The organism is Niallia circulans NBRC 13626, from assembly GCF_001591585.1.
Classification (GTDB): Bacteria; Bacillota; Bacilli; order Bacillales; family Cytobacillaceae; genus Niallia; species Niallia circulans.
On the sequence record NZ_BCVE01000043.1, the window covers coordinates 1 to 12,117 of the forward strand.

11 protein-coding genes are annotated in these 12,117 nt (G+C 40.5%); 5 read left to right on the forward strand and 6 right to left on the reverse strand.

Going from position 1 to position 12,117, the window contains the following annotated elements; all coding sequences use genetic code 11:
- Positions 1 to 18: 18 nt before the first annotated feature.
- From mgrA to BCI01S_RS24240, 5 genes are all read right to left on the reverse strand, one after another.
- Complete coding sequence (mgrA, locus tag BCI01S_RS24220) at positions 19 to 1,011, reverse strand: L-glyceraldehyde 3-phosphate reductase (RefSeq protein WP_061801324.1); 993 nt, start codon at positions 1,009 to 1,011, stop codon at positions 19 to 21.
- Positions 1,012 to 1,247: 236 nt separating this feature from the next.
- The gene (locus BCI01S_RS24225) at positions 1,248 to 2,123 is read right to left on the reverse strand and encodes an ROK family protein (protein ID WP_047942632.1); all 876 of its coding nucleotides are present in this window, start codon (positions 2,121 to 2,123) and stop codon (positions 1,248 to 1,250) included.
- A gap of 92 nt (positions 2,124 to 2,215) precedes the next feature.
- Positions 2,216 to 3,607, reverse strand: coding sequence for a glycoside hydrolase family 1 protein (locus tag BCI01S_RS24230; RefSeq protein ID WP_061801321.1), 1,392 nt, complete (start codon positions 3,605 to 3,607; stop codon positions 2,216 to 2,218).
- 14 nt (positions 3,608 to 3,621) lie between these two features.
- Positions 3,622 to 5,856: an alpha-galactosidase gene (locus tag BCI01S_RS24235; RefSeq protein WP_082810140.1), complete on the reverse strand. Its 2,235-nt coding sequence runs from the start codon at positions 5,854 to 5,856 to the stop codon at positions 3,622 to 3,624.
- Positions 5,849 to 6,808, reverse strand: a complete 960-nt coding sequence (locus tag BCI01S_RS24240) for an acetylxylan esterase (protein WP_061801322.1) — start codon at positions 6,806 to 6,808, stop codon at positions 5,849 to 5,851. The genes BCI01S_RS24235 and BCI01S_RS24240 overlap by 8 nt, the downstream gene beginning before the upstream one ends.
- A 391-nt stretch (positions 6,809 to 7,199) precedes the next feature.
- Here BCI01S_RS24240 and BCI01S_RS24245 point away from each other — a divergent pair, with 391 nt between their 5' ends.
- Positions 7,200 to 8,327 carry a GntR family transcriptional regulator gene (locus BCI01S_RS24245; RefSeq protein ID WP_047942636.1) on the forward strand — a complete coding sequence of 376 codons (1,128 nt, stop codon included), beginning with the start codon at positions 7,200 to 7,202 and terminating at the stop codon, positions 8,325 to 8,327.
- A gap of 20 nt (positions 8,328 to 8,347) precedes the next feature.
- Here the strand turns inward: BCI01S_RS24245 and BCI01S_RS24250 are convergent, their stop codons facing one another.
- Positions 8,348 to 9,400: a permease gene (locus tag BCI01S_RS24250; RefSeq protein WP_047942638.1), complete on the reverse strand. Its 1,053-nt coding sequence runs from the start codon at positions 9,398 to 9,400 to the stop codon at positions 8,348 to 8,350.
- Between the two features lie 198 nt (positions 9,401 to 9,598).
- Between BCI01S_RS24250 and selD the strand changes: the two genes are divergently transcribed.
- From selD to BCI01S_RS25835, 4 genes are all read left to right on the forward strand, one after another.
- Complete coding sequence (selD, locus tag BCI01S_RS24255; protein ID WP_047942640.1) at positions 9,599 to 10,648, forward strand: selenide, water dikinase SelD; 1,050 nt, start codon at positions 9,599 to 9,601, stop codon at positions 10,646 to 10,648.
- A gap of 18 nt (positions 10,649 to 10,666) precedes the next feature.
- Positions 10,667 to 11,728, forward strand: a complete 1,062-nt coding sequence (gene mnmH, locus BCI01S_RS24260) for a tRNA 2-selenouridine(34) synthase MnmH (protein ID WP_061801323.1) — start codon at positions 10,667 to 10,669, stop codon at positions 11,726 to 11,728.
- An 82-nt stretch (positions 11,729 to 11,810) separates the two neighbouring features.
- On the forward strand, positions 11,811 to 11,960 hold the full coding sequence (locus tag BCI01S_RS25550) for a hypothetical protein (protein ID WP_156485499.1): 150 nt from the start codon (positions 11,811 to 11,813) through the stop codon (positions 11,958 to 11,960).
- Positions 11,927 to 12,117 (forward strand): hypothetical protein (locus BCI01S_RS25835; RefSeq protein ID WP_218009483.1); only part of this gene is annotated, 191 nt, incomplete at its 3' end. The genes BCI01S_RS25550 and BCI01S_RS25835, both read left to right, overlap by 34 nt.

Genomic DNA, 12,117 nt, shown 5'->3' on the forward strand with positions numbered 1-12,117 from the left:
TCTGCAGTGGTTTTCTCTTTATCCTCTTAGCACCTTATCAATAGCCACGAGCTCTTCCGCACTAAAATGAATATTATCCAGTGCCTTCACATTGTCTTCAATTTGGCTTATCTTGCTTGCACCAATGAGTACACTTGTGACAATGCCATCACGCAAAATCCATGCAACTGCCATTTCGGCAAGGGTTTGCCCTCGTTCTTTCGCAATATTGTTTAAAGCTCTTACTTTATCTATTGTCTGATCCACATTTTCTTTATGCAGCCATAGTCCCGTTTCCCGATTGGCACGAGAATCCTCAGGAATTCCATTTAGATAGCGGTCTGTCAATAATCCTTGAGCAAGTGGACTAAAAGCAATCGCTCCAAGCTGTTTTTCCACTAAAACATCCTTCAATCCATCCTCAATCCAGCGATTAAACATGCTGTAAGAAGGCTGATGAATAATGAATGGCGTTTTTTTATCTTCAAAAATCCGCGCGATTTCTCTTGTTTGCTCCGGTGAATAGTTGGAAACACCAACATATAACGCTTTGCCTTGACGGACCAATAAATCCAAAGCCTCCGCCGTCTCCTCTAAGGGCGTTTCCTCATCTGGACGATGGTGATAATAAATATCCACATATTCAAGACCCATCCGCTTTAAGCTTTGATCAAGACTAGCCACTAAATATTTCTTCGAGCCACCATCACCATACGGACCAGCCCACATCCCATATCCTGCTTTTGTGGAAATAATCAGCTCATCCCGATACGGCTTTAAATCCTTTTCTAAGATTCTCGCAAAATTCTCCTCCGCACTGCCGGCAGGCGGTCCATAGTTATTCGCCAAATCAAAATGCGTAATTCCCAAATCAAATGCTCTTCTTACAAGAGCACGACTATTTTCAAATAAATCGACACCCCCAAAATTATGCCACAGCCCTAGTGACAGCGCCGATAATTTCAATCCGCTCTTCCCCACACGATTGTAAATCATTTTTTCATACCTATTTTCATTAGCCGTATACATGATTTGTCCCTCTTCTCCAATTATTTTAACTGCTATTTTTTGCAAAAAATAATATTGTGGACTAGCAATATATTGAATTTTGATCGTTGTTTAATGGTCAGCGCTACTTCGGCGGTACCGTGTCTGTTTGTTTGAGAGATCCAAAAACTTGTTTGTGCAATTTGCTAGATTACTTGTGGATTTTGTCCATTTATTTGCGCTTCTTGCAAGTTTACTTGTGACTCCGCCCTTTCCACTGCCTACTTCCCAAAAGCAAGCTCATAATTATAAACAGCACCAATTAAATTGGCGTCATTTTGAAATTCGCATATAGCTACTTCGGGAATGAATGGAGCGATTTTTGTGCTTTCTACTACTCTGGCAAGATGAAGGTTCAATTCGTCTAGTAAGCCTTCTTTAGCAGAGACACCCCCGCCAATTATGATTTTTTCCGGATCGAAGCTGTACTGCAGATTATAGATGCCTGTTGCCAAATAGTGATAGAACGTTTTTACTTCTTCTTTTGCTGTCTTATCCCCTTGTTCGGCGAGATCGAATACTTCTTTGCCGCTTAATGGCGTTTCTAATCCCATTCGCTTGGAATAGCGTTTTGCCATATTGACAGCCGTCCCTAGGTCACTAAAGGTTTTATCTTCTTTAAGCAGCATGTATCCAAACTCGCCCCCAAATAGATGTTTTCCATGGCGGATTTTCCCATCCACAATCACTGCGCCGCCAATTCCAGAGCCAATAACTACGAACAGAACATTCTGCATTCCACGTGCGGCACCTTTCCATACTTCCGCCAGACCTGCACAGTTTGCATCATTTTCCATGGAAACTGGACAGCCAAATAGTCCCTCTAGCTCGAAAATAACTGGAAAGTGGTGAATATAAGGAACAGCACTTGCCCCTTCAATTATTCCTTTCCTTTGATTCACCGCCCCTGGAGCACTAAATGCAATACCCTCAATAGTGTATTTTGCGTCCATTTTTTCTTTTAACTGTATCATTTCTTGTTTCATCTCATCCCAAGTTTTTGGTGTGATGAAAGAGCCTTTGTCCACTAGCTGTTCTTTTTCCCAGACAGCAAACTTTACAGAAGACCCGCCTATATCCATTACTAATAAGGACATTTGAACACCCCCGATTTGTGTGCGTTTTTACTCTTAATTATATGCCTGGAGAAAAGACCATCGCAAAAATTAAGCGATGATCTTCTTCCTAATTATTCAATCCCATTCTTAGCACTTACTTCTTTAATCCAATGACCCGATTTCTTAATAGTTTTCACTTGTGTATGAATATTGTTTGAAATAAATCCATAGCGGTTGCGATAGGCATTCATCCAGCTCCAGCAATCGATTGGCGTCCATAAATGATAACCATAACAATTAGAGCCCTCCTCGATTCCCTTATGAACCCATTCTAAATGTTCTTGAATAAATTCAATGCGGTAATCATCCTCGATCACACCTTCTTCATTTAAGAAACGTTCCTCGCGGGAAACGCCCATGCCATTCTCTGATACAAACCATTCGATATTTTTATAGTTATCACGAATATTAATGGCAATATCATATAGCGCCTCCGGAAAGATCTCCCAGCCTTTATCCAAATTCATGCGGCGGCCAGGCATAGCATAATGATCGTAATAGCGATCTGGCATCCAGTCGCCGACACTGTTTGGTGCTACATCTGGCGCTTTTACACGCGAAGGATGATAGAAGTTTACCCCAAGTGTATCAATGGTATTTTCTTTTAAAATCGCTAGCTCTTCTTCTGTTGATTCCCAAATTACTTTATCCTTTGTTAAAAGTTCCACTAATGCAGGCGGAAATTCTCCGTATACGGCTGTATGCAAGAACATTTCATTGCGCCATAGGTCTGCAATTCTCCCTGCTTCCACATCTTCTGGCTTATCGCTTGCTGGATAAGAAGGAGTTAGATTTAAGATTGTGCCTATTTTTGCTCCTTTTTCGTTCATTTTTAAGTCGCGGAATTCTTTAATTGCCTTTGCAGATGCTAGGTTTAAGTTATATGCCACCTGTACTGCCTTTTTTCCGTCTACTACTTTTGGATAATGGAATTGGTATAAATATTGCCCATCGACAATGACCATTGGCTCATTAAATGTAAACCAATGCTTCACGCGATCGCCGAATAATTCAAAGCAGCGGCGAGCAAACTTGGCAAAAAGATCAACGACATGCTTGGATTCCCAGCCGCCATATTGATGATACAGCTCGACAGGCAAATCGAAATGGTGCAGGTTCATTACAGGTGTAATCCCTTGCCTGATAAATTCATCAATTACATTGTTATAAAAACGCACCCCATCTTCATTTAAGCTGGCTGTTTCGAAATCATCTATTAAACGTGTCCACTGAATCGATGTACGAACAGAGTTTAAGTTGATCTCTTTCATTAACGCAATATCTTCTACATAACTATTGTAAAAATTAGATGCTGTATCTGGTCCTACATGATTATGGAATACTTCTGGCTCCGTTTCATACCAGTAGTCAAAAACGTTCGCATGCTGTTTATTAAAACGACCTTCACTCTGCGGCCCAGATGTTGCTGCACCCCACCAAAAATTTTCCGGGAACTTTTTCATGATTTTAATCTCCTTTATTGTTTCTCTGCTAAATAAAATATCTTGCTGTTGTAATCGGAAATATGCTCTCTTGACCAGTAATCGCTGGCACGGTCGATATAATTTCCCGCAAATATTAGCCCGATTTCCATTAAATCATCGCCATATCGCTCTACTTCATTATTAATCGTATATAATTTATCTACTGCTAAGCCCTTTAACCGCAAGCGTTCATACGGTCGATTCGGCTTTGCCAGCACTTCATAATAGCCGATGATTGCTTCTGTCTTATCTTCGGAGACGACCATCCAGGCTGTTTCGTTATTCGTAAAAGGACTTTGTAACCGGATAAATGTACCTTGCTGGATTAGCTTGCGATGCTTTTTAAAGAAAGCAATATGCTCCTTCATCTTCGCATGCTCTTCTTCCGACATTTTCGTAATGTCCAGTTCATAGCCAAATGTACCGAAATAAGCAACATTTGCTCTTGTATCTAAGCTCGTCATCCTGCCAACTTGATGATTTGGAATAGCTGACACATGACTCCCAATGCTAGATAACGGATAAACCATAGAAGTACCATATTGAATTTTCAAACGCTCAACTGCATCCGTATCATCACTAGCCCACGCTTGGGGAGCATAGTAGAGCATGCCTGGGTCGAATCTAGCTCCGCCCCCAGCACAGGATTCGATTAATAGATGTGGATATTTAGCTAGCAGTCTCTCATATAGAGAATACACACCTAAAATATAGCGATGGAATACTTCTCCCTGCTGCTCCTTTGGCAAAGCAATCGAAAAGACCTCGGAAATATAACGGTTCATATCCCATTTGATATAGTCGATTTTGCTGGTAGAAAGAATAGCATCCATTTGAGCAAAAATTCCGTCGACAACTTCTGGACGAGAATAGTCGAGGACAAATTGGTTGCGGCCATGAGATGTTCTTTTTCCAGGAACATGAATAAGCCAATCTGGATGGTCTGCAAAAAGCTTCGTGCCTTTGCTGATCATTTCTGGTTCAAACCATAAACCAAACTTTAGATCTAATGCATGAATTTTCTCTGCTAAACCTTTAATGCCATTTGGCAATTTGTCTTTATTTTCAAACCAGTCTCCTAAGGAAGAAGTGTCGTCATGTCTTTCCCCAAACCAGCCATCATCGAGGACGAATAATTCGACACCCACTTCAGCTGCTTTTTTGGCAATATCCAAAATCTTATCCTCATTAAAATCGAAATAGGTTGCTTCCCAGTTATTAATGAGAATCGGACGTTCTTTATCGCGCCATTCACCGCGAGCAAGTCTTGTACGATATAGCTCATGGAAGGTCTGACTCATCCCATTCAGGCCTTCATCTGAAAATACAACAACAGCTTCTGGCGTCTGGAATGCTTCATTCGGCTTTAAGCGCCAAGTGAATTCGAAGGGATTGATGCCGATCATCGCTCTTGTTACTTGATATGTATCCACTTCCACTTGTGCTAAAAAATTGCCGCTGTAAATTAAACTAAAGCCATATGCCTGTCCTGTATGCTCTGTCGTATCCGGTCGCACCAATGCCATAAACGGATTATGCTGATGGCTGCTTGCCCCTCTTGCACTAGAAATCGCTTGAATACCCGTCATCACAGGCTTTCTTTCCATCTGATTTTCCCGTGCCCAAGCTCCATGTAAATGAACAAGTTCAAAATTTTTATCAGGAAAATCAAGACTTAAGCTCAACGCTGATTCTAAATCATAGCTTTGCTTACCATTGTTTACAAACTTCGCACTCCGAGCAATTGCTTTTCTCCCCGCAAAAATTGTATAAAATAAATGAATACTTATGTCTGAATACGTATCTTTTAAAACAACCTCTAATGTCTCCGCTTCGCCCTTGTCCTCTACATAAGTAGCAGGCAGTCCCGTTAATGCAGGCTTTCCTTCTAGGATGCTATGATGATCATAACGGAAATCAGAAATCCGATCCCCTTCCGGATAACGAATTTGCTGTGCCGGTGTGCGAAAATCTGTTGTTCCATAAGAAGGGTATTCTTGTCTTATATGCTCTAAAGAAGAAGTATGATCTCCCTCTATTTGATTATTAGAAGGACGAATCTCTCTTTCTAGTAAATATTGAAAATTATGACGATGTCGGATTGCCTTACCAAAATAAAGATGCTCTAGCTGGGATGTTTTTTCAATGACACGAAATAAATAACTTATAAGTCCGTTTGATAAATGAAATTCTAGTGTTTCTTTATTGAATGTAATCATTCTACTCATGATTTAACAAAAACCCCCTGACTCTATCTCCGAGCTTCGGCAAATATTCATGCCCGTACTCTGGGAAGAAAATCATCTCTTTTGGTGAAGAAATCTGATTGTACACAGCAAATTGCGTTGCTGGCGGACAAACGCCATCTTCTAAGGCAATTGCCCACTTTACTTCTGCTTTAATTCTCGGTGCCAAATGCTGTAAGTCAATGTATTCTAATGTATCGAAAAATTCCTCTTCTCTGTCATGCATTGGATCTCTGAACCGGAACCAATATGCCAATTCCTCATATGCAGATGAATTAATGTCTAACTCAAATACTTTGCGATAATCACTAAGGAAAGGATATTGTGCTACTACTTTTTTCACTCTCGGTTCCAGTGCTGCACAGACTAATGACAGAGCACCGCCTTGTGAGGCACCTTGAACAGAAACAGCCTCTTCATCAACTTCCTCCATGCTCATTAAAATTCTAGCTGCATGAGCAGTATCTAAAAATACGCTTCGATAATAAAGGCTCTCTGGTCCTTCTTCGACACCGCGGATAATTAATCCTTTTAATGTCGTTCCTTTCGCCGTTGTCGTATCTTCTGACTCTCCGCCTTGCCCGCGACAATCCATCGCAAGAACAGCGAACCCCTCTGTTACCCAGGAAAGCTTATCACCAAAGTCCCCGCTATCCCCATGGTAGCCATGAAACATCAGCATCCCAGGCACCTTTCCTTCTATTTTTTTCGGACGGATATATTGGCATCTTATCCTTGCACCTTTTACACCTGTAAAATATAAGTTGAAAAATTCTGCCGTTTTGGAAGGAATCTCTACTCTTTCTAACTCGTAATCTAAGCTTTGTTCGTCTAGCTCTTGTAACGCCTTATCCCAATATAAATCATAATCCGCGGGCTTTCGACCAGATCCTTTATATTCTCGATATTCATTGATTACCTGCTCTTTTTTCATGAAGGACACCTCCGAACTGTTATCGCTTTCATTATAATGTATATACTTGAAATTGTAAATGTCTATATTTATTTATATTAATGTAAAATCAAAATTTGGTTGTAGTATTTTTTCGTTTATAAATGCGGTTATTGTTATTTTATTGAATAATTTTCATTGTATACTTGCCGATTATGCTTTTTTGTTGGGGCTGATGGAGAATGAGTTTGCAGTTTTTATAGCATTGGTTGCATTTTTCTTACTTTATTTGCGACCTTTCCACCTTTATTTGCGAATTCTTTCATCCTCTCCAATCCAATAAACTTTTCACAAAAACAATAAAAAATGTATATCTGCGGAAATGGCTGCATTTGTTAGAAGTAACAGATTTGCATTTAAAGGGGGAGTTACAATGGGGCGACATTCAAAAAAGGTAATGGTGATGGAATCGATAAAGGATTGGGTAATCAATGGACGAGTGAAACCGGGGGATCGGATTTATTCGGAGTATGAGCTTTCGAAGCTGTTTGATGTAAGCAGGCATACGGTTCGATTAGCGATTGGAGAACTTGTCGATGAGGGATGGCTCTATCGGGAGCAGGGTGTTGGCACCTTTTGCGGGGAACCTTTTGCTAGTAGAAAAGGCCAGAAAATAGCGAATGGGAAAAACATTGGGGTGATGACCACTTATCTTTCTGATTATATTTTTCCATCGATTATCCGTGGAATGGAAACTTATTTAACAGAAAGGGGATATTCTTTAACATTAGTTTGTACGGAAAATGATCATGCAAAGGAGCGATTATGTATCCGCAAGCTCCTTGATTTAAATGTGGACGGACTCATTTTAGAACCTACAAAAAGCAGTCACTTCAATCCTAATCTAGATTATTACCTGGAGCTGGAGGAACGCCATATCCCCTATGTAATGATTAATCAATATTATTCGCAGCTCTCTCCCTTCTATTTAATTATGGATGATGTAAAAGGCGGATATATGGCAACAGATCATTTAATCCAGCTTGGGCATGAGACAATTCTTGGTCTCTTTCAATCGGATGATTTACAAGGCGTTCATCGCATGCAAGGCTTTTTGCAGGCGCTGCGAAATGAGAGGCTTACGATTGCACCGGAGCTTGTCGTTACTTTTACTACCGAAGAATTACATGCTGGTTTGGAGGAGAAAATTTTGAATACGCTTACAAATAGAAAGAATATGCCTACTGCTATCGTCTGCTACAATGATTATGTTGCCGTTATCGTTCACAAAGTTTTACAAAAATTGCATTTATCTGTACCAGAGGATATCTCCCTTGTTGGCTTCGATGATACTGCACTAGCTGACTCACCAAATCTTCCATTAACTACTATCGCCCATCCGAAAAGTCATATGGGAATAGATGCAGCTAGAAGAATTATTGCAGCCGTTGAAGGAAAAGAATACAATCTTTCCTTGGACGACCCGATTATTTATGAACCAGAACTAGTCATCCGTTCCTCCACTGACGTTGTAAAAAAGAACAGATCCGCCGTGTTTTAACACATGCGGATCTTAACATACTAGAATATTAACTTTCCTATTAATCCACTGATAATTCCTAAAACGACTACCGATATGGATACAAATACGAGTACTTTTCTTGGAAAGGATTTCGCTACCATCAATAAAGATGGCAAGCTTATACTTGGCAGTGTAATAAGCAGGGCCGCAGCTGGTCCTGCTCCAAGACCCATTGCCATTAACGTTTGAATGATCGGAATTTCAGCGGCTGTTGGAATAACAAAAAGCATCCCAGCTACTGCAAAAATCAGAATAGCAATCAAACTATTAGACATGCTGTCACTTAGCTGCGGGAAGAGCCAAAAACGCGCTGCACCTAGAATTAATACGGACAGAACATAGGCCGGTACCACATAAAGAACCATGCTTCCAAGAGAAGTAAGCCATCTATTTAAAAATGAACGCTTATCTACTTCCGCATCTTCTATTAATTTATCCATAGAAACAGGAGTTGGATTTTTGACAAAGCGGTTGGCAAAATAGCTAATGCCAAAGGTTAAAACTAGTCCAACGATAAGACGTAATACAGTAAACTTCCAAGAAAGGACAAAAGTCATAAAAATTAAGGTTGCTGGGTTGATGGTTGGATTCCCAATCCAAAAGGCCAAGCTTGCGCCGACGGAGGCATTTTTTTTACGAAGCCCCACAGCGACTGGCGCGGCACAGCAAGTACACATCATTCCTGGTATAGATGCTAGTCCTGCTGCTGCAGTACTGCCAAAGCTTGTTTTCCCTAGCACCTTTAACAGCCAGCCAGTCGGCAGAAGAACTTGCACAAGGGAACCTAGCAGAATACCTAAAATTGCTGCCTTCCAAACAGATTGGAAGTAAGTAACCGTATAATCTACTGCGGCACTCCATGTGAATGTTCCGGAAATCTGATCTTGCAGAATCGAATCTCCGATAGAATTTGTTTGAAAAGAAAGGATGGCTTTATGATAATATGGCCACCATTTCACATATGTGAGACCGATTACTGCGACTAAAACAAATAGAAAAGCGAACCAAAACGTTCTTTTTTTACTTGATTGCTCCTCTGCTAACGTACTCATTACTTTCACCTTCGATATATTAGATTAATTGCGTTTTAAATTATATCATATTTTAAAATTTAGGTACCCGAAAATGATTTAATCTCCTTTTTTTCCCATCCAATCTGCTAAGCATGCAATGTCCTGCTAACTGCTTTATAATAGAGAAGAATACTTAATAAAAAATATTTAATTTACTAGAAAGAAGGTTGGTGTCATATGACACAGTCTTATTCCGTTAAACTTACATCTTTATCTTCCAAAGGAGGCTGCGGCTGCAAAATCGGTCCTGCTGACTTATCTGAAGTCATTCGTACATTACCACCAGCAGAGAAAAATCCAAATCTTCTTGTTGGCTTAGATACAAGCGATGATGCTGGCGTTTACAAGCTGACAGATGAATTAGCAATCGTGCAAACAGTCGATTTCTTTACGCCAATTGTGGATGATCCTTACTCGTTTGGACAAATTGCTGCAGCAAATGCCTTAAGTGATATTTATGCAATGGGTGGAAAACCGTTAACTGCCCTAAACATTGTGGCTTTCCCTATTTCTGTTTTAGAAAAAGAAATTTTGGCTGATATTATGCGAGGTGCTGGCGATAAAGTGAAAGAAGCTGGAGCTACCCTTGTCGGCGGACATTCCATTGATGATAAAGAACCAAAATTTGGTCTTGCTGTCACTGGAACCATCCATCCAGATAAAGTACGTACAAATGCCGGTGCTAAGCCTACTGACAAACTAATTTTAACCAAACCAATCGGTGTCGGTATTTTAACCACTTCAATTAAAAGGGGTCTATTAACAGCAGAAGAAATTGATCGTGTGACAAAAGTTATGGCTACACTGAATAAGAAGGCTGCTGAAGTGATGGAGTCTTATAATGTACATGCTTGTACAGATGTAACTGGATTTGGATTACTTGGACATGCTTCAGAGATGGCGAAAGGAAGCAATACAACCATCCATATTAACCGCGATCAAGTTCCTGTTCTTCCACGTGTAAAAGAATTAGCGGAACAAGGGGTAATTCCTGGCGGTACGAAAAATAACTTTGCCCACCTAGAAGGCGATGTTACTTTTGCTTCTAGATTAGATGAGCTTGATCAGTTAATTTTATGCGATGCGGTAACTTCTGGTGGACTGCTTATTTCTGTTGAAGGTGAACAAGCAGATGCATTGCTGCAAGAATTAGTTGATGCCGGTGTAGAAGCTGCGATCATTGGAGAAGTCACAGAAGAGAGCCCTGGCCATATTTTTGTTGGGTAAGAGAAAGGCGGAGCTACCTTGTTTCAAGATATAACAATCGAACGATTATTTGAATTACGGGAGAAAAAAGAATTTTCTTTAGTAGATGTTCGCTCTCCTTCTGAATTTAACGAGCATACAATTCCTGGCAGTGTCAATATCCCTCTTTTTACAGATGAGGAAAGAGCAGAAGTTGGGACTCTTTATAAGCAGGTAAGTGTGGAAGCGGCAAAAGCTCGCGGCTTGGAAATCGTATCTGCTAAACTGCCTGCTTTCATCCAGTCATTCCAAGAATTATCAAGGGATGTAGTGGTCTTTTGCTGGCGGGGCGGCATGCGCAGTAAAACAGCGGCAACCGTTATTGATTTAATGGGCGTGCATAGCTACCGCTTGCAAGGCGGTTTCCGGACGTACCGACAATGGGTTATCCACCAATTAGATACAATGGAAATGGCTCAGGAAGCAATTGTCTTAAACGGCTACACTGGTTCCAATAAAACTGTTATTTTACAGCATTTAAAACAAGAAGGACTTCCTGTATTGGACTTGGAGGGAATGGCCAATCACCGCGGCTCCATCTTCGGCCAAATTGGACTCAAGCCCCATAATCAGAAGACTTTCGACTCCTTGCTTGTCGGCGAAATCGAAAAGCTGCCTGCTTCTCCCTATTTTTTAATGGAAGGTGAAAGTAAGCGAATTGGCAAAGTACTGCTGCCTAACTTTCTTTTGAAAAAAAAGGAGGCTGGCCTTCAGCTATTTATTCATATGCCAATCGAGGAACGAGTTCAGCATATATTGACTGACTATTCTCCAGCCAATCATCATGATGAATGTGTAGAAGCATTCCAATTAATCAAGCGGCGCATCCACACACCCGCGGCTGCTAAAATTGAAGAATCTCTACAGACTAGAAACTATGCTGAAGCTGTTGAATTGCTGTTAACCTACTATTATGATCCGCTTTATGAAAGAACGGCTTTACAATATAAAGATGAGCAAACTATCGATTTATATGTGCAAAACACAGAGGATGCGATCATTAAAGTAAGGGAGTTTTGGCAAAAGAAGAGTCGGACTTCAGCGAAGAGCGAAGTGAACTAACTTTTGGAAATGGCTTTATTACTTGTTATTGAGGACAAGTGATAAAGCTTTTTTTTAGTTTGGAGGGCGTGATGCGTGTAGAATGTTAAATGAAGGAAGGGATTTTGCAGTGGTGATTGAATATGGAGTTGATTTGGGTGCCGTTTTTGTGATTATCCTTCTAATGATGGAGTCGATTCGGGCAGAAATTTGGAATTATTGGCTAGAAACACTGAGACAAGAGCAAAATTAAGGGAAGGGATTTTAGGATATCAGCCAAACTTGGGGCGTTATCAGCCAAACTTCAGATTTATCAGCCAAACTTCAGTACTTATCAGCCAAACCTCAGTACTTATCAGCCAAACTTGGGGCGTTATCAGCCAAACTTCAGTACTTATCAGCCAAACTTC